Origin of the sequence: Thioalkalivibrio sp. ALgr3 (genome assembly GCF_000377325.1) — a bacterium.
In the GTDB taxonomy this organism is placed as follows: Bacteria; Pseudomonadota; Gammaproteobacteria; order Ectothiorhodospirales; family Ectothiorhodospiraceae; genus Thioalkalivibrio.
In genome coordinates, this window is the sequence record NZ_KB897994.1 from 1 (window position 1) to 20,281 (window position 20,281).

Genomic DNA, 20,281 nt, shown 5'->3' on the forward strand with positions numbered 1-20,281 from the left:
CTGGCCGATCCGGCGCAGGAGCCGACCCGGCGCAGGGGATTGCCCGGACGCACAATCGGCCGGAGGGCCGGCCTCCCACCGGGGGCAGGGTGCGGCCCGTAGGAGGCCAGCCCTCTGGCCGATCCGGCGCAGGAGCCGATCCGGCGCGGGGGATTGTCCGGACGCACAATCGGCCGGAGGGCCGGCCTCCTACCGGGGGCTGGGTGCGGCCCGTAGGAGGCCAGCCTCTGGCCGATCCGGCGCAGGAGCCGATCCGGCGCGGGGGATTGTCCGGACGCACAATCGGCCGGAGGGCCGGCCTCCCACCGGGGGGCAGGGTGCGGCCCGTAGGAGGCCAGCCTCTGGCCGATCCGGCGCAGGAGCCGACCCGGCGCAGCCGACCCGGCCCTAGCCGGCGGAAGGACCGGGTTCCGCCGCGGCGTCTTCGGCGGGTTCGGGGCCGCTCTCCATGGCCGCATCGATCCAGTTCTTGACCGCGATCAGCAGGCCCATGGCGAGGAAGGCCCCGGGTGGCAGCAGCGCCAGCAGGAAGCCGTGTTCCTCGGGGAAGAACTCGATCCGCAGGGCATGCCCCCATTCGCCCAGCAGCAGGTGGAAATCGGCGAACAGCGTGCCCTGACCCAGCAGCTCGCGCAGCGCGCCCAGCGCGATCAGCACGCCGGTGAAGCCCAGCCCCATCATCAGCCCGTCCAGCGCGGCGCGCGGGACCGAGTTGCGCGAGGCGAAGGCCTCGGCGCGGCCGATGATCGCGCAGTTGGTCACGATCAGCGGGATGAAGATCCCGAGGATCAGGAACAGGCCGTGGAACCAGGCGTTCATGGCCAGTTCGATCGCGGTCACGATGGAGGCGATGATCAGCACGTAGACCGGGATGCGGATCTCCGAGCGCACGTGTTCGCGGATCAGCGACACGATCACGTTGGAGAGCAGCAGGGTCAGGGTGGTGGCGATGCCCAGCCCCACGGCGTTGACCACCGTGCCGGAGATCGCCAGCAGCGGGCACAGCCCCAGCAGCTGCACCAGGCCCGGATTGTTGTGCCACAGACCGTCACGGATGATGTCGGCGGGCGTGCTCATGGCGTTGTCTCCTGATCATCGTCGGGCGTGAGCGGCTCGGTCACGGCCGCTCCCTCGCCGGGTTCGGTCGCCAGCAGTTCCTCGCGATGGGCTTCAAAGTACTCCAGGGACCGGCGCACCGCATGCACCACCGCGCGCGGGGTGATGGTGGCGCCGGTGAACTGGTCGAAGGCGCCGCCGTCGCGGCGCACCGTCCATTCGTCGAGTGGTGGATCGCCCAGGCGGCGGCCCTCGAACGCGTGGATCCAGTCGGAGCGTCCGGCCTCGATGGCGTCTCCCAGTCCGGGGGTCTCGCGGTGCTCCGAGACCCGCACGCCCAGCAGTTCGCCCGCGCGGTCGATCCCGACCAGCAGATGGATGTCGCCGCTGTAGCCGTCGGGAGCCACGGCGGAGAGCACCACGCCCATGATGCGATCCTCCGCATCCCGCGCGAACCAGGCCGGCAGGTTTGCGCCGCCGAGGGCGTCGTGACTCAGGGTCGTGGTGTCGGTCACCGGCTCGTTGACGTAGTCCAGCTCGCCCAGCAGATCGGCGATGCGCTGGCGATTGACCTCCATCCGGTTGGCCTCGATGCGCGCCTCGGTCGCGCTCTGCACCAGCGCGACCAGACCGGTACCGGCCCCGGCGAAGGCGGCCAGCAGTGCGGTGGTGATCGCGATGTCGCGCGGCTTGAGCCCGGTCACGGCCCGGCCCCCGGCGGTGGTCCGCCTCCGCGCGAATGGCCGTAGACGCGTGGCCGGGTGAAGTGATCCAGGGTGGGCGCGACCATGTTCATCAGCAGCACCGCAAAGGCCACCGCGTCGGGGTAGCCGCCCCAGGTGCGGATCACGTAGATCAGCAGGCCGATGCCGGCGCCGTAGAGGATGCGCCCCAGCTTCGTGGTGGCCGCGGAGACCGGATCGGTGGCGATGAAGAACGCCCCGAGGATCACCGCGCCGCTGAACACGTGGAACGCCGGCGAGGCGTGCGCGTCCGGATCCAGGATCCAGAAGAACCCGGCGGGGATGGCCACGCCGAGGATCACCGCCAGCGGGATCTCCCAGCGGATCACGCCGCGGAACAGCAGGTACAGCCCGCCCAGTAGGAAGAAATTGCCGATCCATTCCCAGCCGGTCTCGGTGAAGCTGCCGAATACCGGGCTGGCGGTCACTTCGGAGACCGTGCGCCCGGACACCAGTCCCTCGCGCAGGGCGTCCAGCGGTGTGGCGCGCGTGATGGCATCCCATTCCATGCCGGCCGGCAGGCTGCCGGTGAGCACCGTCTGCAGGCTGTGCCAGAGCCCCAGCGGCATCTGCGGCAGGGTCTCCGGGGCCGGCCACAGCGCCATCTCGCGCGGGAACGAGACCAGCACCACCACATAGCCGACCATTGCCGGGTTGAACGGGTTGTAGCCCAGTCCGCCGTACAGGTGTTTGGCGACCACGATGGCGAACGCGATGCCGATCAGGGTGACCCAGAACGGCGCCAGCGGCGGGATGGCCAGGGCGAACAGCCAGCCGGTCACGATGGCCGAGTTGTCGGCCAGGGTTGGCCCCACCGGCCGCCGGCGCAGCGCGACCATGGCCGCCTCCAGCGCCACCGCGAAGCCCACCGCCAGGGCGACGTTGATCAGCACGCCCCAGCCGAAGAACCAGGTCATGGCGAGGGTGCCGGGGATCAGGGCCAGCAGGACCTGCTGCATCACCCCGCCGACCGAGTGGCGCGGGATGATGTGCGGTGAGGATTCGGTGCGAAAGCGCATCAGCGTCCGTGCTCCTGACTGTCATCCGTCGCGTTCGTGGTGTCCGCCGAACCCGTGTCTTCGGAGCGGCCGGGCTCGCCGGGGGTGTCGGAGTGGTTCCCGGAGTGGCCCTCGGGAGCATCCCCGGTGGAACCGTCGGAAGAATCGTTGGCGTCCGCCTGGCCCTTGCGCGCCGCCTTGCGTGCGCGCGAGCGTTCCAGCGCGGCCTGGATGGCCGCCTGCTTGTCGTCGTCCTGGCCTTCCTTGTTCTTCACCGCGGCCTTTTTCTTCGCCAGTTTCTCGGCCTTTTCGCGTTCCTCGCGTTCCAGCCGGGCCTGACGGAACTCGTAACGCTCGCGCGCCACGTCCGACTTCTGGCGCTCCTTCTCGCGGGTCCAGATCTCGTGCTTGGCGTAGCGGTAGTACTGCACCAGCGGGATGTTGCTGGGGCAGACATGCGCGCAGCAGCCGCATTCGATGCAGTCGAACAGGCCGTAGTCCTGGATGGCGTCGAAGTCCTTGGCCTTCGCCTGCCAGTACAGCTGCTGTGGCAGCAGCCGGGCGGGGCACACCGCCGCGCATTCGCCGCAGCGGATGCAGGGCATGCGCGGGCCCGGGGAGGGCGTGTCCTGCGGGCGCGTGGCCAGCAGGCAGTTGGTGCCCTTGATCACCGGCAGGGCGTCGTCGTGCACCGCGAAACCCATCATCGGCCCGCCCATCACCAGGCGGTCGACCTCGGCGTCGTAGCCGCCGGTGGCCGCGACCAGGTCGGCGAACGGCGTGCCGATCAGGGCGTTGACGTTGCGCGGCCTGTGCACCCCGGGGCCGGTGACGGTGACCAGCCGCGAGACCAGCGGCCGGCCCTGGATCACCGCGTCGCAGATCGCGCGGAAGGTCCCGGGGTTGTGGCAGACCATGCCCAGATCGGCGGGCAGCCCGCCGCTGGGAACCTCGCGGCCGGTCAGGACCTGGATCAGCTGGCGCTCCCCCCCGGTGGGATAGACGGCGGGAATGGAGACCAGCTCGAGGCGGTCGGCCAGTTCCGCCGGCGCATTCTCGGTGAGGGCGCGCATGGCCTCCGGCATGCTGTCTTCCACTGCGAACAGGATGCGCTCCACGCCCAGCAGGTGGGCGACGATGCGGATGCCCTCGAAGACCGCCTCGGGCGCGGTGCGCATCAGCATGTCGTCGGCGCTGATCCAGGGTTCGCACTCGGCGCCGTTGACGATCAGGGTGTGGATGTTCTGGCCGGCGCGCGGATTGAGCTTGACCGCGGTGGGGAAGGCCGCCCCGCCCAGGCCCACCACGCCCGCCTCGCGGATGCGCTCGCGCAGCCGGCGGCTGTCGCGGGTGTCCCAGTCCAGCCACGGCTCCATGCGGGTGTCGCCCCATTCGTCGCGGCCGTCCGCGCGGATCACCACGCAGGGGGCGGACAGCCCCGACGGGTGCGGGACCGGGTGCTCGCCGATGTCTTCCACCACGCCCGAGGTGGGGGCGTGCACGTGCGCCGCGATGTAGCCGGCGGCCTGGCCGATGCGCTGGCCCTTGGTCACGCGGTCGCCGACCTGTACGCAGGGCTCGGTGGGATCGCCGATGTGCTGGCCCAGCGGGACCGTCAGGCGTTCGGGTACGCCCATGGTCAGCACCGGCTCGGCGGTGCTCGCTTCCGTGTTGTCGGCCAGTTTCAGGCCGCCATGAAAACGGTGCAGCTGCATGGTTGCGGTATCAGGCGGAGGCCCGCGGTTCGTCACGCGGCCGTTCGATGGGCGAGGGTTCGGGTTCCGACCAGCCCCATTCGCTGATGTCGGTCTCCACCGGCACCATGTCGATGCAGTCCACGGGGCAGGGTTCGATGCACAGCTCGCAGCCGGTACATTCTTCCTCGATGACGGTGTGCATCTGCTTGGCCGCGCCGACGATCGCATCCACCGGGCAGGCCTGGATGCACAGGGTGCAGCCGATGCACAGGTTCTCGTCGATGACCGCGACGGTCTTTTCCTGTTCTTCCTCTTCCAGTGCCTTGGGGTCGCGGTCGAGCAGATCGGCCAGCGCCTCCACCGTGGCCTGCCCGCCGGGCGGGCAGCGGTTGATGTCGGCCTCGCCGGCGGCGATGGCCTCGGCGTAGGGGCGGCAGCCGGGGTAGGAGCACTGCCCGCACTGGGTCTGCGGCAGCAGCGCGTCGATCTGGTCCACCACCGGGTTGCTCTCCACGCGGAAGCGCTGCGCGGCATAGCCGAGCACCAGGCCGAACAGGGCGGCCAGCGCGGTGATGGCGAGTATGGCGATCAGGATGTCCATGTCAGGTGGTTACCAGCCCGGAGAAGCCCATGAAGCCCAGCGACATCAGGCCCGCGGTGATCATCGCGATCGCACTGCCGCGAAACGCCACCGGCACGTCGGCCACCGCGATGCGTTCGCGGATCGCCGAGAACAGGATCAGCACCAGCGAGAAGCCGACCGCCGCGCCGAAGCCGTACAGCGCCGACTCGACGAAGTTGTGCGCCTCCTGCACGTTCAGCAGGGCCACGCCCAGCACCGCGCAGTTGGTGGTGATCAGCGGCAGGAAGATCCCCAGCACGTTGTACAGCAGCGGCGAGGTCTTGCGCACCACCAGCTCGGTGAACTGGACCACGGCCGCGATCACCAGGATGAACGCGATGGTGCGCAGATATTCCAGGTCCAGCGGGGCGAGGACGAATTCGTTGATGACGTAGGAGGCCACCGCCGACAGCGTCAGCACGAAGGTCGTGGCCAGGCCCATGCCGGTGGCCGTCTCGACCTTGCGCGAGACCCCCATGAACGGACACAGCCCCAGGAATTTCACCAGGACAAAGTTGTTCACCAGGATCGTGCTGATGAGGATCAGGACGTATTCCAAGTCGGCTCCTGCCCGCAATTTCCGAGTAACAGGGTCAACAACATAGTATCGACCCCCGTGGATGGCACCTCAACCCTGCCCCGGCCACGGTCATGGCCGGGTGGTCAGGCGGCGGTTCCCCAGCGTTCGGCCAGGGCGTTCAGGCTCAGGGCAGGGTGCGGCTCCCCGTCCGGATCCGCATGGCCGGCGTCGGGCTCCGGCGCCGGGCGGGCGGTCCGGAGCCAGCCCTGGCGCGCGGCATCCAGCTGCCGGCGGTCCGGCGACAGCACCAGAACCTGGTCCGCCTGCAGCCCGGTCTCGGCGACCAGGCGCCCGAAGCTGCCGGCGTCGCGGCGTCCGCCCAGGCGGGTATCGAAGTAGCCCGCCAGGCGGGCCTCGAAGTTGCGGTCCGGGCCACGCCGCAGCCACTCGCGCTGGGTGGTGACCGGCGTGGCGCCAAAGCTGTACAGCGCGATGTCGGCCCGTGCCAGTCGCGTCAGCGCCGCCACCGTATCCGCGTCCAGTTCGGGCCGCAGGCCGCCCTGTTCCAGCACCTCGGTCCAGATCAGGCCCTGCAGCTGGCGCAGCGGGCTGATGTCCTGCCCTGCGCGTATCCAGGCGTCGATGCGCACGCGCAGCTCGGCGTCGTCCAGCTCGCGCCCGGCATAGGCCCGCAGGTCGGCGAGGGTGCGCTTCACCAGCGGGTCATCGGCGTGCTGCTCGAGGAACGGGCCCAGTTCCTCGCGGGCGCGTGGCTCCAGGGTCTCGGCCAGGACGTCCGCCGGGGCCAGCACGCCCTCGAACGCGAGCACGATTGCCTGGGGTGCCGGGGTCATGGGTGCAGCTGGCGCGCGAGGATCTCGCACTCGAACATGAACTCGAAGGCCTCGACCCGCTGGATCGCGGTTTCCACGGTGTGGCTCCAGGTGTACAGGCCGTGCCCGGCGATCAGATAGCCGGCCAGATCCGGCTGCCGGCTCATGCGGTCATCGACCTGCGCGGCCAGCTGCTGCACGTTCGGGTCGTTGGCGAACACCGGTACGTCGATGCCTTCGGCGGGGTACTGCACCACCGGCAGTTCACGCAGGACCTCGTAGTCGCTCAGATGCAGCCCGCCGGGCAGCTGGCGCGAGAGCACCGTGGCATTGGCCGAATGGGTATGCAGGACCGCGCCCAGGTCCTTGTCGCGGCGGTACATGATGATGTGCAGGAAGGTCTCCGGCGACGGCGTGCGCTCCGCCGGGGACAGCAGATTGCCGTCGAGATCGACGATGATGAAGTCGTTCTCGTCGAGCATGTCCTTCTGTCGCCCGGGAGCGGAGACCACGATATGGCGGTCGTCCAGGCGCGCGGAAAAGTGCCCGGCGCGGGCCGGCAGCCAGCCGCGTGCCGCGAGACGGGCACCGGCATCGGCGAGCAGGCTCACCTGGGCCTTGAATTCGAGACTGTTTTCCATGCGTCCCTTGTTGGCAAAAGGCGGGCAGCTTACGCGAGCACCGGATGCAAATCCATGACCCGCATCACCGGCATGCGGATCACTTGACCCGCATGCCGGGCCGGGCCCCGTCGTCGGGGCTCAGGATCCGGAGTTCGTCGCCTCCCGGTCCGGCGGCCAGCACCATCCCCTCGGAGACGCCGAAGCGCATCTTGCGCGGGGCGAGGTTGGCGACCATCACGGTGTGGCGGCCGACCAGGTCTTCGGGGGCATAGGCTGACTTGATGCCGGCGAAGACCTGGCGGCGTTCGCTGCCAATGTTCAGTTCCAGGCGCAGCAGCTTGTCCGCGCCCTCCACGTGTTCCGCGACCTCGATGCGGGCGACCCGCAGATCGACCTGCGCGAAGGTGTCGAAGTCGATGGTATCGGCGATCGGCTCCACCGCCGGGTCCGGTTCCGCGTCCCCGGTCGCCGCCCCGCTCGCCGCCTCGTCTGCCGCGGCCTCGCCGCCGCCCAGCGACGCCTTCGATGCCTCGAGCAGGCTTTCCACCGTGCTCCCCTCGATACGGGTCATCAACGGCTTGAAGCGGTCGATCGAACGGCCGGTGAAGGCCCGGGTGCGTCCGGCCCAGGAGAGGTCGTCCTCGCGCAGGAAGGCCGCCGCTTCGTTCGCCAGCTTCGGCAGCACCGGTGCGAGGTAGACGATCAGGATGCGGAACAGGTCCAGCCCCTGGGTGTTGATGGCCTGCACCTCGGCCTCGCGCCCGGGTTCCTTCGCCAGCACCCAGGGCCGGGCCTCGTCGATGTACTGGTTGGCCTGGTCGGCCAGTGCCATGATGCGGCGCATGGCCTGGGCGAATTCGCGGTTCTCGTAGGCCGCGGCGATCGCCTCGCCCTCGTCGACGAACGCCTGGTGCAGGTCGGGGCGCGGGAGTTCGGCGGCCAGCTGGCCGTCGAAGCGCTTGGTGATGAAGCCCGCGCAGCGGCTGGCGATGTTGACCACCTTGCCGACCAGGTCGGAGTTTACCCGCTGGATGAAGTCGTCGAGATTGAGGTCGAGGTCGTCGACCCCGTCACCCAGCTTGGCGGCGAGGTAGTAGCGCAGGGCCTCGGGGTTCAGATGGTCGAGGTAGTCGCGGGCGCGGATGAAGGTCCCGCGCGACTTGGACATCTTCGCGCCGTTGACGGTCAGGAAACCGTGGCAGAACACCGCCGAGGGCGTGCGATAGCCCGCACCGTGCAGCATGGCCGGCCAGAACAGGGTGTGGAAGTAGGCGATGTCCTTGCCGATGAAATGGTACAGCTCGGCATCGGAATCCGGCCGCCACCAGGCGTCGAAGTCCTCGCCGTGTTCGCGCGCCCAGGCGCGAAAGCTCGCCATGTAGCCGATGGGCGCATCCAGCCACACGTAGAAGTACTTGCCCGGCGCCTCGGGGATCTCGAAGCCGAAGTAGGGCTCGTCGCGGGAGATGTCCCAGTCGCTCAGCCCGGCCTCGAACCATTCTTCCAGCTTGTTGCGGATCGCGTCCTGCAGGCGTCCGGAGCCCGTCCATTCGCGCAGGAAGGCCTCGAAGTCGGCCAGGCGGAAGAAGAAATGTTCCGACTCGCGCGACTCGGGGGTGACCCCGCTGATGGCCGACACCGGCTCCTGTAGCTCCATCGGGCTGTAGGTCGCGCCGCAGGCCTCGCAGGAGTCGCCGTACTGGTCCTCGGCCCCGCATTTCGGGCAGCGGCCCTTCACGAAGCGGTCGGGCAGGAACATCCCGGCCTCGGGGTCATAGGCCTGATCGATGGTGCGGGTGGCGATGTGGCCGGCGTCGCGCAGGGCGCGGTAGATCTCGCCGGCCAGTTCGCGGTTCTCTGCCGAATGCGTGGAATGGTAGTGGTCGAAGCCGATGTGGAACTCGGCGAAATCCGCCTCGTGTTCCTCGCGCACGCGCTCGATCAGGGTCTCGGGTTCGATGCCCTCGGCGCGCGCCTTGAGCATGATGGGCGTGCCATGGGCATCGTCGGCGCAGACGTACACCACCTCGTGGCCGCGGGCGCGCTGGAAACGGACCCAGATGTCGGTCTGGATGTACTCCACCAGATGGCCCAGGTGGATCGGCCCGTTGGCATAGGGCAGGGCACTGGTGACGAGGATCTTGCGCGGCGTGTCGGTCATGGGCCTCGGGATCTGTGGTGTCGGGTCGCGGGTGTCCGGCCACGGGCAGTGCGGCCGGCGGGTGATCCGGAAACGGATATTGTCCGGTGTGGCCGGCGGGATGTCGAGCCGCCGGAACGGACGAGGAGGCCGGGTTAATCCATTTCCCGGTGCCGGTCAAGCCGGCCGTTGTCCACAGAACCTGTGGACAACTCTGTGGGAAAAACCGTGGCAGGCGAGCCAAATCCTTGTCAGTGCGTGGCTTGCGTCAGATTGGGCAAACATTAACCAGACTGAACAATAGGCCCTATAAACAGCAACTTGGGATTTTTCCGCATGTCGTTCCCGAGCGTGACGCGTGCCCGGTTGGCGACTACGCCCGGGGGCGTCCCGGTCTGTGCACAAACCGTGCAGGATGCGGCGTGTCAACGGGCGGCGCGGATCTCGCGGATCGCGTCGCGCTGCAGCCGCACCACGATGAACCCGCCATGCAGGCGCTGGCGCAGGCGCAGCTCGTCATCGTCCACCTCCAGCAGTCGGCCCGGGCGGCGGTGCCCGCGTTCGGTGGTCACGATCACGTAGCGTTCGACCCGGTCGGGGAGGGCGTCCCAGGCGAGGACGCCGGCCGCCGGGGCCCCGGATTCGCGCGTGGCGGGGACGCCGGGGCCGGGTGCGGATGCGGTGGCGCGCTCGGGCTCGCGGTCGCGCGCTGCCTCCATGTCCGGAGAGTCGCCCCCCGTGTCCGGCTCCGTCGCGTCGGGCAGGCCGACGAAATCCCCGGTGTGCAGGACCACGGGCCCGATGCGCTCGCCGTTGATCGCGAGGCGCAGATCCACGCGGTCGAGGAGTTCTATCGGCGAATCCAGACCGCGTGCCCGCCGCAGCGGATCGCGCACGCGACCCGCCTGCAGCTCGATCGAGTCCGGCTGCGCGACGAATTCGCGATAGCCGCGCGTCAGGGCCGGCCCCGGCTGCAATCCGGCATCGGCCCATGTCTGCAGCCATTCGCCCATGTGGTGTTCGCGCCAGGACTCCGCCTGCAGGCCGGATTCGCGGAGGCAGAAGTCCTGCAGGGAGGTGTAATAGCCCGCATCGCGGTATTCGAGGCCGAACTCGCGCATGGGCGCTTCCAGCAGCGCCGGGACGAAGCGTTCCAGGTCGCGCGAACCGGCGCGGGGCTCGAACTCCACCCGGCCGTGGAAGCCGCCGAGGGCGCCGGCCTGGTATGCGCCGCGCAGCTCCAGCCGCTCGCCACTGCCTTCAATGCGATAGGACAGCGCGAGGTCCACGGGCGCCTGCGCCATGCCAAGACGGTCAAGCACCTGCCCGGGCCCGGCGTCCGCCAGGGCACTGCAGCCGGCGGTGTCCAGGCGGGTGAAAAAACGGGCCAGGGGGGCATCCGCGTTGGCGCGCGACCATGTCCTGGGGACCCGCAGCTGGTGCACGGAGGCGCCGAGGGCTCGCGGCAGGCGGTCGCGCTCCAGGGTGCGGCGCAGGCGCAGAAGCTCCGGGATGCCGTCCGCCTCGACGCTGATGCGCTCGGCCCGCAGCCGCCCGGGGAGGGCGTGCGGGTCGAAGCGCACGCCGTCGACGTGCAGGTGGCCGTTCAGGCCGATGCGCACCCCGGAATAGTCCAGCTCGCCCAGCGGGCGCAGTTCCGCCGCGAGTTCGTCGAGGCTGCGCTCGATCTGACCGATTTCGTACTGGTGATACCCCAGTCCCGCGACCACCAGGATCGCACCGCCGATCGCCACTTCCTTGAGCATGATTTTGTCCGGACCCTTCCCGCTGGATACGCGTCGCGCAAGTCTTCACATTACGGGCTTCGACCGGGCGATGCACGGCGCGGCATGCACGGCGGGCGGGTTCTGTCGGCCGGGTCACATTGCCGGGGGTATCGGGCGACGGGTGTCAAGCCCCGTGACTGTCCACAGAACCTGTGGATAACTCTGTGGGAAAACCCGTGGCATTTGTCCGCAGGCCTTGTCAGACGGGGCTTTGCCTCAGATTGGTCAAAAAACGACCAGTTTATTAAAAATACTTCAAAAACAGGTCTTTGAAAAAGTTTTGTCGAGTGCCTTTCCGACTGTTTTCGCTATCCTGCCCGGCCGGGATGGCCACGCGTGGCGGATGTGCACAAATCGGACAAACGGTCGGGGCGAGGCCTTGACAAGCCTCCTCCAAGCCCGCGAACGGGGCCGCCGAAAGTCGGCCGTGGCGTGCAGTCATTGGCGTCTCGGACGCCGGGCAGTAGAATCGCGCGATCACACTCCCAATCAACGGAAACCGGGCAACCATGGCTGAACTCTCGCGCGAGCAGATCGAATCCGCCCTGAAACAGGTGCAGGACAAGTACCTCGAAACCGACCTGGTGTCCGCCAACCAGGTGAAGGATATCCGCATCGACGGCTCGCGGGTCGCGGTGGACATCGAGCTGGGTTATGCCGCTTCCGGCTACCACGACGAACTGCAAGCCGCGGTGGAGCAGGCGGTGCGCGGCGTCGCCGGGGACGCGGCGGTCGAGGTGAATGTCGGCTGCAAGGTCCTGACCCACGCGGTGCAGAAGAGCCTCAAGCCGATGTCCGGGATCAAGAACATCATCGCCGTGGCCTCGGGCAAGGGCGGGGTGGGCAAGTCCACCACCGCGGTCAACCTGGCGCTGGGCATGGCGGCCGAGGGTGCGCGTGTCGGCATCCTCGACGCCGACATTTATGGCCCCTCCCAGCCGCGCATGCTGGGGATCAAGGACAAGCCGGAGTCGAAGGACGGCAAGCACATGGAACCGCTGGAGCGCCACGGCGTGCAGGCGATGTCCATCGGCTTCCTGATCGACGAGGACACGCCGATGATCTGGCGCGGGCCGATGGTGACCCAGGCGCTGGAACAGCTGATCAACGAGACCAACTGGAAGGACCTGGACTACCTGGTCATCGACCTGCCGCCGGGCACCGGCGACATTCAGCTGACGCTGTCGCAGAAGATCCCGGTCTCCGGCTCGGTGATCGTGACCACGCCGCAGGACATCGCCCTGCTGGACGCGCGCAAGGGCCTGCAAATGTTCGAAAAGGTCGAGGTGCCGGTGCTCGGGATCATCGAGAACATGAGCATCCACATCTGCTCGAAATGCGGTAACGAGGAGTACATCTTCGGCCAGGGCGGCGCGGAGAACATGTCGGAGGAATACGGCGTGGACCTGCTGGGGGCGCTGCCGCTGGACATCCGCATCCGCGAGCAGGCCGACGGCGGCGAACCGACGGTGATCGCCGACCCCGATGGTCGCATCACCGAGATCTACCGCGAGATCGCGCGGCGCACCGGCGCCCGGCTGGCGGAACAGGCGCGGGACTACAGCAGCAAGTTCCCCAACATCGTCATCCAGAACAACTGATGACGGCGGGCGATCAGGGATGACCATCAAGTCCGACCGCTGGATCCGTCGCATGGCCGAGGCCGAGGGGATGATCGATCCCTTCGAGCCCGGCCAGATCCGCTATCGCGACGACGAGCGCATCGTCTCCTACGGCACGTCCAGCTACGGCTACGACGTGCGCTGTTCGGATCACTTCAAGATCTTCACCAACATCAACTCGAGCATCGTCGATCCCAAGGGCTTCGACGAGGGCAGCTTCGTCGACGTGCATGCCGACGTCTGCATCATCCCGCCCAATTCCTTCGCGCTCGCGCACACGGTGGAGTACTTCCGCATCCCGCGCGACGTGCTGACCATCTGCCTGGGCAAGTCGACCTACGCCCGCTGCGGCATCATCGTCAACGTGACGCCGCTGGAACCCGAGTGGGAAGGCCACGTGACGCTGGAGTTCTCCAACACCACGCCGCTGCCGGCCAAGGTGTATGCCAACGAGGGGGTCGCGCAGATGCTGTTCCTGCAGTCGGACGAGGAGTGCGAAACCTCGTACAAGGACCGCGGAGGCAAGTACCAGGGCCAGCGCGGGGTCACGCTGCCGCGCACCTGATACCGGCCGGAGTTTTCTTACCGCTGCAGCGCGAAACGGCGTTCGGCCAGCTCGTATCCCAGATCGATCATCTCCCGCGCGCGGTGGAAGTCGAACACCCCGCAGGCGTTCACGGGTACCTCGATCAGGTGCTCGGGGTTGTAGGCGGCCACGCGGAAACGCGCGATGCTGCCCTGCATGGCCTCAATGGAATGCGAGACCATGTCGATCAGGCCCAGCGCCCGCGCCTCCTGCTCCTCGGTCAGACGCGAGTCGGTCTCGCCGAGTCCCAGTCGCCCCTGCCAGTCCTGCAGCCAGGAGCCAATGCGGTCGGGCAGCACGTCGCGCGCGCTGCGCAGGCCATCGCGCAGGCGAGTGGCGGCGGAATCCCCCTGATGGTCTCCGGGCGAACTGCGTTTCGGACCCAGACGCTCGTCCACCCGTCCGTTGAGGCTGACCGCGATGGTGACGTCGCTGTCGTCGTAAAGGGTCGGGGCGATGGGGACCGGGTTGAGCAGGCCGCCGTCCACCAGCAACCGCCCGTTCAGGCGCACCGGGGTGAAGACCGTGGGGATGGCGATGGACGCGCGAATCGCGTCGAACAGCGCGCCCTCGTTGAGCCACACCTCGCGCTCGCGTTCGATGTCCGTGGCCACCGCGGTAAAGCGGATGGGCAGATTGCGGATGTCGGTATCGCCCAGCATCTCGCGGAGCTTTTCGACCAGGCGTTCACCGCGGAACAGACCGGCTCCGGAGAACGAGAAATCCAGCAGTCGCCAGACGTCCTGGCGCCGCAGGGTGCACACCCATTCCTCGTAGGTGTCCAGCTGCCCGGCCGCATAGATGCCGCCGACCACTGCCCCCATGGAGGAGCCGGCAATCGTCCGGATCTCGTAGTTCGCATGGTCTTCCAGCCAGCGGATGACGCCGATCTCGGCGAGACCGCGAGCGCCGCCGCTGCCAAGTACGAGCGAGACGGTCCTTGGGGGTTGTGGCACGGCGCGGTTCCTCAGTTCCGTTCGGGGTCAAGCAGATGGTCATGCAGGGCAGTGGCCTGTTCTCCGGCCGGTTCCTCGACGCGGATCTGCCAGACCGCGGCGGGGTGGTCCGGGCTCCAGTCGCTGAACACGATCAGCCCGGCGTATGGGCCGGATCCGGTGATGCGGCCGTGGATCAGGCGTCCCTCGGAGTCGGCATCCAGCCGCACGGAGAACTCCGGGGCGGGCGCGGGAAGCGTCCAGGAACCGTCGCGGCCGTGTTCGCGAAAGCCCTCGCTGGAGGGCACCGCCGCATCGCCGAAATGTCGCTGCAGCAGCGGCACCGCCAGGCGGTGCGGCAGGCCCAGCACGGTTTCCACGCCGGCGCGCCCCCGGTCCACCGCGCGCGCGGCAGTGTCCAGCGGATTCCTGCGACGGAACGGATTGCGCAGCCAGCGGATCATCACGCCGGTATGATCAGGCAGCCCGGCCGGCGCTGCAAATGGACACAGCTTTCGCCCCGGCCCTCTGGCATCCGGCCGGCAGGGTCGCTACGGTGAGGTGGCTACAGGCCACACCAACGTGCCAGGAGGTCCTTATGGGTTTTGCGCTGTCCGACATGCAGCTCACCAGCCCGGAATTCGAGTCGCGCGGGAAGATCCCGGCGCGCTACACCGGCGAGGGCGAGGATGTCTCCCCGCCGCTGGCGTGGCGCGGCGCGCCCGAGGGCACCCGCGGGTTCGCGATCCTCTGTCACGATCCCGATGCCCCGCTGATCAAGCCCGGGTCCTACGGTTTCGTGCACTGGGTGCTGTACAACCTGCCGCCCGATGTGACCGAGCTGGAGGCCGGGACCTCGCTGGGGACCAACGGGCACACGGACTTTGACCGCAACGGCTACGGCGGGCCGATGCCCCCGGGCGGTCATGGGGTGCATCACTATTTCTTCTGGGTCATGGCCCTGGATGCCGATCTGCAGGCCCCGCCCGGGCTGACCATGGAGCAATTCCTGGAACGCGCCGAACCGCACGTGATCGGCATGAACCGGCTGGTGGGCACCTACACCCGCGACTGATTCAGTCGAACTGCGAGTCGCCGCGCAGGGCCGAGGCCAGGGTGCCGGTCATGCGGTCGAAGCGGCGCTCCAGGTCCACCCGCCAGTAGCCTTCCCGCTCGCCCGTCTCGGGCTGCGGGCTGGCGGGGTCGACGCGTACATGGCGTCCGCCAGTGGTGCGCATGTGCTCGATGAACCGCAGGGCGTTGGCGCGCTCGCGGAAGCGGCAGCGATAGTGCTGGCCGACATGGCCGGTCTGCTCGCTGGAGGCGACCGCGTCGTCCATGCCTTCGAGGAAAGCGCGCCCGAGGGCGCGCTCGATCTCCGGGTCGCCGGTGTGTCCGTGCTCGGTCAGGAAGACCGCAAGCCGCATCAGGCGGTGGGTGAAATACTCCGCGGGCAGGTCCAGCAGCTGCCCGCTGCAGACACGGATATCGTTGATGCAGGAACGGCCGGTCACGTACTTGGCGCGCGTGCCGTTGTCCTCGGCCTTGAGCACCAGCCCCTCCACCCCGCGCGCGTCCAGTTCCAGGATCCGATGGCGCAGGGCCTCGAGCTCGTCGGGGTGGAAGACACCGTGCTGCGCCGGCTGCGGCAGACCATGGCGTTCGATCCGGCGCTGCTTGTCGGCATGCGGCAGGAAGCCCGCGTGATCGCGGCGCATCATGTCGAACACGAACAGCTGGATGTCGTGTTCCACCTGAGCACTGGTGCCCTCCATGTACGGGGTGTCGGGGCCGGCGATCTCGGCGCACAGGATCAGCTCCGGGTCCTCCTCGAACACCTGCGGGTCGACGAAATCCGGCACCCGGTCGGTGGCGAACGGGCACACGAATCCGCCGCGCGAGAACGCGTAGATCGCGTCGCCCTCGCGCAGGATGCGCACGTTGAAGCCGTCGATCTTCTCCTCGGCCCGGAACGGGCCGTCGAACTGGCGCGGCAGGCCGGCGGCCAGCGACTGGATGCGGGCGATGGACGGGTAGCCGGGCAGCACGCGCCCGTCGGGCAGCACCACGCTGCCGCGCGGAAAGCCATCCACACTCTCCAGCAGGCGGTGGGAGGTCAGGTCCGCGAACTGCTGCTCGCGGGCGCGGCCCTGTTCCAGGGCCTGTTCGAGGGTTGCGGCGTCCATGCCTCAGTGTATCGCCCCGGCCGCGGGCGCGTACATTGCGCCGGCACGCCTCAGCCCGGGCCGTTGCCGGCGAGGGCGTGCAGGGCGGTCCCGCGCTCGTGCGCCCGGGCCGCCTGGCCGGCCAGGCGGCGGGCGAGGCTGATGATGCGCAGCTGGCGGTCCATCTCCGCCATCGACAGTGCGCCGAAGGTGCCCTCGCGCAGCAGCGCCGCCTTGAGTTCCTGATAGGCGGCTTCAACGTCCTCCACCGCGCGGGACACCTCCTCCGCAGGCGTCCCGGCCGTCTCCTCGTCGGCCTCCAGGCGGGCCCAGTCCAGGGCGCGGATCACGCGGCCCTGCCAGGCACGGCGCCGCGCGGTCATCTCCGCAGTGGTGTCATCGCTGGCGCTGCGGCGCAGTTCGGCGATCTCGGCGGCGCGCGCGGCGATGTCCTGATGGTAGCGGGCGACCCGCACCGCCTCGGCGATCCCTTCGGCCGTGGCGTCCGCCATCGACACCCGCCCGGCGCGGTTGGCGAACTCGCCGATGGCCTCCACCAGTCGTTCGACGACATCGAGCCGCTGACGCAGGCCCGATTCGGACGGCGGGGTCTCGGCGAGGGCGTCGCGCGCCATGCGGTAGGCCAGTTCGCCGGCGCGGTCGACCTCCATGGTGAGTGACTGCAGGGCCAGCTCCGGGACCCGGGCGCTGCTGTCGTCGAGGTGGCGGGGACGTGCCTCGTCCAGATCCGCGCCGCCGAAGTGCCGCTGCAGCCGCCGGATCATCGGTCGGGCCAGCGGGATCATCAGGATCACGCCGAGCACGTTGAATGCGGTGTGGAACAGGGCCAGCAGCATGGCCGGGGCGGGGGCGGCCTCCGGTCCGCCCCAGATCCATTCGATGGCGGCAAGGAACCACGGCAGCATCAGCAGGGCCACGATCGCGGTCAGGCCGTTGAACAGTACGTGTGCGGCGGCCACGCGCTTGGCGTTGGCGGTGGCGCCGATCACCACCAGCACCGCCTTGACCGTGGTCCCGAGGTTGGAGCCGATGACCGCGGCGGCGGCCGCCTCCAGCGGTATCGCGCCGCTCATGGCGGCGGTCAGGGCCATGGCCATGGCCGCCGACGAGCTCTGCATGGCCAGCGTCAGCAGCATGCCGATGGCGACCATGATCACCAGGCCGAGGAAGCCGGGGCGCGCCAGTGCCCCCAGGTCCACGGTGTCGCCGAGATCCACGAAAGTGACCCGCAGCACGTCGATGCCGAGGAACAGCAGGCCGAACCCCGCCAGCGCGAGCCCCAGGTAGGGCAGGCGCGCGCCGCGGGTGATGATGTACATCAGTGCGCCGGCCCCGATCGCCGGCAGGGCAAAGGCCTCGATGCGGATCTCCAGCCCGAGGATGGAGACCAGCCAGCCGGTCACGGTGGTGCCCACATTGGAGCCGAAGATGACCCAGACCGACTGGCCCAGGGTCAGCAGGCCCGCGTTGGCGAAGCCGATGATCGCCAGGGTGACGGCGCTGGAGGACTGCACCAGCGCGGTCACGCCCACGCCGGTGGCCAGCGCCCGGCTGCGGCTGCGGGTCCAGCTGCCGAGGATCCGGCGCAGGGCCTTGCCCCCGGCGGTGCGCAGACCGTCGGTGAGGAGGTGCATGCCCAGCAGGAACAGGCCCAGACCGCCGAGGAAGCCGGCGATCAGCGCCAGGGCGCCGGTGTCGGGAGCCCCGGTCATGGTCGTACCCCGGTGCCCGATCCCGAGCCCTTTTCCGGGCCCGGGATCGGGTGGCGGCTACAGCTCGATGGTGTCGCCATAGTCCGGGATGCGGGCGTCCAGGTCGCGTTCGCGCATCACCTGCGCCAGGGCCTCGCGCGCGGCCGGTTCGCCGTGGACCAGATGGAAGACCGGTCGGTCGCGGAAGCCGGCGGCCCAGTCGACGAGCCGGGACTGGCCGGCGTGCGCGGAGAGCCCGCCCAGGGTATGCACATGGCCCTTCACCGCGATGTCGTCGCCGTGGATCCTGACCGAGCGGGCGCCGTCCACCAGCTGGCGGCCGAGGGTCCCGGCGGCCTGGAAACCGGCGATCACGAGATGCGTGCTGCGTCGTTCGAGGTTGTATTTCAGGTGGTGGCGGATACGGCCGCCGTTGCACATTCCGGCGCCGGCGATGATGATCGCGCCGCCGGAGATGCGGTTGATGGCCATGGATTCTTCCACCGTGCGGGTGAACTCCAGCGGCGGGAGGTATTCCCGCGGGTTCCCGTTGGCGGCCTGATGCAGCCGTTCCAGGTCTTTCGCGTTCAGGGACTGGCGGCAGCGCGCGTAGAGCTCGGTGACGCGGATCCCCATCGGGCTGTCGAGAAAGATCTTCTGCTGCGGCACCCGTCCGGCGTGGTGCAGCATGCCGAGGTGGTAGAGGATTTCCTGCGTGCGGCCCACGGCGAAGGCCGGGATCAGTACGTTGCCGCCATCGTCCCAGGCCTCCTGCAGGATCTGCGCGAATTCCTCGATGGTTTCTTCCAGCGGGCGGTGGTCACGGTCGCCGTAGGTGCTTTCCAGCAGTACGTGGTCGGCCTGCTCCGGCCGGGCGGGCTCGTTCATCAGCACCGACTCGGGGTTGCCGAGGTCGCCGGAGAAGACCAGCCGCCGCTCGCGGCCGCCGGACGGCACCACCAGTTCGACGATGGCGGCACCCAGGATGTGCCCGGCGTCGTGGAAGGTCAGACGCGAGCCGTCGTCCAGATGCCGGGGCTGGCCGTAGGAGACCGGCTCGCACAGTTCGAGCGTGGTCTCCACGTCCTGTTCGTCGTACAGCGGCTCCAGCAGCTCGCGATCGTTGCGCGCGCGCCACTTGTTCTCCCATTCGATGTCCTTCGCCATCACGAAGGCCGAGTCGCGCAGCATGATGTCCAGCAGTTCCAGCGTCCCCGGCGTGCAGAAGATCGGGCCGCGGTAGCCGTCGCGCACCAGTTTCGGCAGCAGGCCCGAGTGGTCCAGATGGCCGTGCGAGAGGATTACGGCGTCGGTGTTCGCCGCCACTTCGGCCAGCGAGGCGCGGTTGTGCTCGTCGGCGTCGCTGCCGCCCTGCTGCATGCCGCATTCGAGCAGGTAACGGGCGTGGTCGGTGTCGATGCGATAGCGCGAACCGGTGACCTCGCCGGTGGCGCCCTGAAAGGTAAGCTGTGCCATGCCGCGCAGTGTACCGGCTTTGGCGGGGCGGTCGCAGGGGGTCAGCGGTCGCCGTCTTCCAGCAGCCGCTCGATCTGCTCCGGTTTGAGCCCGGCCACTCCGCGCAGTGGCAGCACCAGCCCGAGGCCGCGTCCGTGCGCGGCGAGTCCCAGTTCGGTGTCCAGCGTGGTGCGCAGGCGTTCGCCGTGACCGGTCTCCAGGATCGCCAGCAGCAGGGTGCGGGCGCCCTCGTAGTGCAGGCTGAGGATGCGCGGATGGTGGTCGGTGGTGGCGTTGCGTGCATCCATGAGGGTGAGCCCGGCGCCGCCGCCCCGGCGCACGATCTCCACCGCCGCATCGCGATCGGCGTCGGGGAACATCACCGCCAGCAGTGCCAGCGGCAGTTCGGTGGCCGGCGGGGGCGGCGCGTGTCCGGGGGAGGCCGGGGCCTGTGGGCGGGCACTGGCCATGTCCAACAGCGCCTCGGTGTCGTCGGAGGCCTCCAGGGTAAAGGCCAGGCCGTTATAGGGCTGCAGCAGATCCAGTTCCAGGTTCAGCCGCCGCGCGATGCGTTCACCGCGTGCCGGATCGGTCTTCCAGATGCACACCGATTCGAGTCCCTGGTAGGTCACGCCGAAAAAACGCATGTGCTCCGGAAAGCCGATGCCGAAGCCCTCGTGCAGCGACGGTTTCGGCGCGCCTTCCTCGGTGGCGATATGCACGGCGCGTTCCTCCAGGTCGCCGGCGATGACGGCGACGAGCAGGACGGGTGAAGGCTCGGTCATGG

19 protein-coding genes are annotated in these 20,281 nt (G+C 69.0%); 3 read left to right on the forward strand and 16 right to left on the reverse strand.

Annotation, left to right across the window (positions count from 1 at the left end; translation table 11 throughout):
- Positions 1-387: 387 nt before the first annotated feature.
- From C998_RS0112270 to C998_RS0112315, 10 genes are all read right to left on the reverse strand, one after another.
- Positions 388-1,077 carry an electron transport complex subunit E gene (locus tag C998_RS0112270; protein WP_018871170.1) on the reverse strand — a complete coding sequence of 230 codons (690 nt, stop codon included), beginning with the start codon at positions 1,075-1,077 and terminating at the stop codon, positions 388-390.
- On the reverse strand, positions 1,074-1,760 hold the full coding sequence (rsxG, locus tag C998_RS0112275) for an electron transport complex subunit RsxG (RefSeq protein ID WP_018871171.1): 687 nt from the start codon (positions 1,758-1,760) through the stop codon (positions 1,074-1,076). The genes C998_RS0112270 and rsxG overlap by 4 nt, the downstream gene beginning before the upstream one ends.
- Complete coding sequence (gene rsxD / locus C998_RS0112280) at positions 1,757-2,818, reverse strand: electron transport complex subunit RsxD (protein ID WP_018871172.1); 1,062 nt, start codon at positions 2,816-2,818, stop codon at positions 1,757-1,759. Before rsxD ends, rsxG begins: the two co-directional genes overlap by 4 nt.
- Positions 2,818-4,512 (reverse strand): electron transport complex subunit RsxC, encoded by a 1,695-nt coding sequence (gene rsxC / locus C998_RS0112285; protein ID WP_018871173.1) that lies wholly within the window; start codon positions 4,510-4,512, stop codon positions 2,818-2,820. Before rsxC ends, rsxD begins: the two co-directional genes overlap by 1 nt.
- A gap of 10 nt (positions 4,513-4,522) precedes the next feature.
- The gene (gene rsxB / locus C998_RS0112290) at positions 4,523-5,095 is read right to left on the reverse strand and encodes an electron transport complex subunit RsxB (RefSeq protein ID WP_018871174.1); all 573 of its coding nucleotides are present in this window, start codon (positions 5,093-5,095) and stop codon (positions 4,523-4,525) included.
- Between the two features lies 1 nt (position 5,096).
- Positions 5,097-5,675, reverse strand: a complete 579-nt coding sequence (gene rsxA / locus C998_RS0112295; RefSeq protein WP_018871175.1) for an electron transport complex subunit RsxA — start codon at positions 5,673-5,675, stop codon at positions 5,097-5,099.
- A 104-nt stretch (positions 5,676-5,779) separates the two neighbouring features.
- Positions 5,780-6,490, reverse strand: a complete 711-nt coding sequence (locus C998_RS0112300) for a hypothetical protein (protein ID WP_018871176.1) — start codon at positions 6,488-6,490, stop codon at positions 5,780-5,782.
- Positions 6,487-7,110 (reverse strand): methylthioribulose 1-phosphate dehydratase, encoded by a 624-nt coding sequence (gene mtnB / locus C998_RS0112305; RefSeq protein WP_018871177.1) that lies wholly within the window; start codon positions 7,108-7,110, stop codon positions 6,487-6,489. The genes C998_RS0112300 and mtnB overlap by 4 nt, the downstream gene beginning before the upstream one ends.
- 79 nt (positions 7,111-7,189) lie before the next feature.
- Positions 7,190-9,253: a methionine--tRNA ligase gene (gene metG, locus C998_RS0112310; protein ID WP_018871178.1), complete on the reverse strand. Its 2,064-nt coding sequence runs from the start codon at positions 9,251-9,253 to the stop codon at positions 7,190-7,192.
- Between the two features lie 404 nt (positions 9,254-9,657).
- Positions 9,658-10,998, reverse strand: a complete 1,341-nt coding sequence (locus C998_RS0112315) for a hypothetical protein (RefSeq protein ID WP_018871179.1) — start codon at positions 10,996-10,998, stop codon at positions 9,658-9,660.
- A 530-nt stretch (positions 10,999-11,528) separates the two neighbouring features.
- On the opposite strand from C998_RS0112315, the gene apbC reads away from it, so the two are divergent.
- Together apbC and dcd are read left to right on the forward strand one after the other, a co-directional pair.
- A complete protein-coding gene (gene apbC, locus C998_RS0112320) occupies positions 11,529-12,620 on the forward strand; it encodes an iron-sulfur cluster carrier protein ApbC (RefSeq protein WP_018871180.1) in 1,092 nt (363 codons plus the stop codon).
- A gap of 19 nt (positions 12,621-12,639) precedes the next feature.
- Positions 12,640-13,206: a dCTP deaminase gene (gene dcd, locus C998_RS0112325; RefSeq protein ID WP_018871181.1), complete on the forward strand. Its 567-nt coding sequence runs from the start codon at positions 12,640-12,642 to the stop codon at positions 13,204-13,206.
- A 17-nt stretch (positions 13,207-13,223) separates the two neighbouring features.
- Here dcd and C998_RS0112330 read toward each other — a convergent pair whose 3' ends face one another.
- On the reverse strand, positions 13,224-14,183 hold the full coding sequence (locus C998_RS0112330; RefSeq protein WP_026279616.1) for a patatin-like phospholipase family protein: 960 nt from the start codon (positions 14,181-14,183) through the stop codon (positions 13,224-13,226).
- Between the two features lie 11 nt (positions 14,184-14,194).
- A complete protein-coding gene (locus C998_RS0112335; RefSeq protein WP_018871183.1) occupies positions 14,195-14,626 on the reverse strand; it encodes a hypothetical protein in 432 nt (143 codons plus the stop codon).
- Positions 14,627-14,760: 134 nt separating this feature from the next.
- Between C998_RS0112335 and C998_RS0112340 the strand changes: the two genes are divergently transcribed.
- Positions 14,761-15,237: a YbhB/YbcL family Raf kinase inhibitor-like protein gene (locus C998_RS0112340; RefSeq protein ID WP_018871184.1), complete on the forward strand. Its 477-nt coding sequence runs from the start codon at positions 14,761-14,763 to the stop codon at positions 15,235-15,237.
- Position 15,238: 1 nt separating this feature from the next.
- Here C998_RS0112340 and C998_RS0112345 read toward each other — a convergent pair whose 3' ends face one another.
- Genes C998_RS0112345 through C998_RS0112360 form a run of 4 tightly spaced genes read right to left on the reverse strand, consistent with a single transcriptional unit; the run spans position 15,239 to position 20,279 of the window.
- Entirely contained in the window at positions 15,239-16,348 is a 1,110-nt protein-coding gene (locus C998_RS0112345) for an RNA ligase (RefSeq protein WP_018871185.1), read from the reverse strand.
- A gap of 50 nt (positions 16,349-16,398) precedes the next feature.
- On the reverse strand, positions 16,399-18,060 hold the full coding sequence (locus tag C998_RS0112350) for a Na/Pi cotransporter family protein (RefSeq protein WP_018871186.1): 1,662 nt from the start codon (positions 18,058-18,060) through the stop codon (positions 16,399-16,401).
- 57 nt (positions 18,061-18,117) lie between these two features.
- Entirely contained in the window at positions 18,118-19,515 is a 1,398-nt protein-coding gene (locus C998_RS0112355; RefSeq protein WP_018871187.1) for an MBL fold metallo-hydrolase RNA specificity domain-containing protein, read from the reverse strand.
- A 41-nt stretch (positions 19,516-19,556) separates the two neighbouring features.
- Positions 19,557-20,279, reverse strand: a complete 723-nt coding sequence (locus tag C998_RS0112360) for a hypothetical protein (protein WP_018871188.1) — start codon at positions 20,277-20,279, stop codon at positions 19,557-19,559.
- Positions 20,280-20,281 lie beyond the last annotated feature (2 nt).

Coding starts and splice junctions, on each gene's coding strand:
- C998_RS0112270 (WP_018871170.1), bottom strand. CDS start 1,077: ATGAGCACGCCCGCCGACATCATCCGTGACGGTCTGTGGCACAACAAT.
- rsxD (WP_018871172.1), bottom strand. CDS start 2,818: ATGCGCTTTCGCACCGAATCCTCACCGCACATCATCCCGCGCCACTCG.
- rsxC (WP_018871173.1), bottom strand. CDS start 4,512: ATGCAGCTGCACCGTTTTCATGGCGGCCTGAAACTGGCCGACAACACG.
- rsxB (WP_018871174.1), bottom strand. CDS start 5,095: ATGGACATCCTGATCGCCATACTCGCCATCACCGCGCTGGCCGCCCTG.
- C998_RS0112300 (WP_018871176.1), bottom strand. CDS start 6,490: ATGACCCCGGCACCCCAGGCAATCGTGCTCGCGTTCGAGGGCGTGCTG.
- mtnB (WP_018871177.1), bottom strand. CDS start 7,110: ATGGAAAACAGTCTCGAATTCAAGGCCCAGGTGAGCCTGCTCGCCGAT.
- metG (WP_018871178.1), bottom strand. CDS start 9,253: ATGACCGACACGCCGCGCAAGATCCTCGTCACCAGTGCCCTGCCCTAT.
- C998_RS0112315 (WP_018871179.1), bottom strand. CDS start 10,998: ATGCTCAAGGAAGTGGCGATCGGCGGTGCGATCCTGGTGGTCGCGGGA.
- apbC (WP_018871180.1), top strand. CDS start 11,529: ATGGCTGAACTCTCGCGCGAGCAGATCGAATCCGCCCTGAAACAGGTG.
- dcd (WP_018871181.1), top strand. CDS start 12,640: ATGACCATCAAGTCCGACCGCTGGATCCGTCGCATGGCCGAGGCCGAG.
- C998_RS0112335 (WP_018871183.1), bottom strand. CDS start 14,626: ATGATCCGCTGGCTGCGCAATCCGTTCCGTCGCAGGAATCCGCTGGAC.
- C998_RS0112340 (WP_018871184.1), top strand. CDS start 14,761: ATGGGTTTTGCGCTGTCCGACATGCAGCTCACCAGCCCGGAATTCGAG.
- C998_RS0112345 (WP_018871185.1), bottom strand. CDS start 16,348: ATGGACGCCGCAACCCTCGAACAGGCCCTGGAACAGGGCCGCGCCCGC.
- C998_RS0112350 (WP_018871186.1), bottom strand. CDS start 18,060: ATGACCGGGGCTCCCGACACCGGCGCCCTGGCGCTGATCGCCGGCTTC.
- C998_RS0112355 (WP_018871187.1), bottom strand. CDS start 19,515: ATGGCACAGCTTACCTTTCAGGGCGCCACCGGCGAGGTCACCGGTTCG.
- C998_RS0112360 (WP_018871188.1), bottom strand. CDS start 20,279: ATGACCGAGCCTTCACCCGTCCTGCTCGTCGCCGTCATCGCCGGCGAC.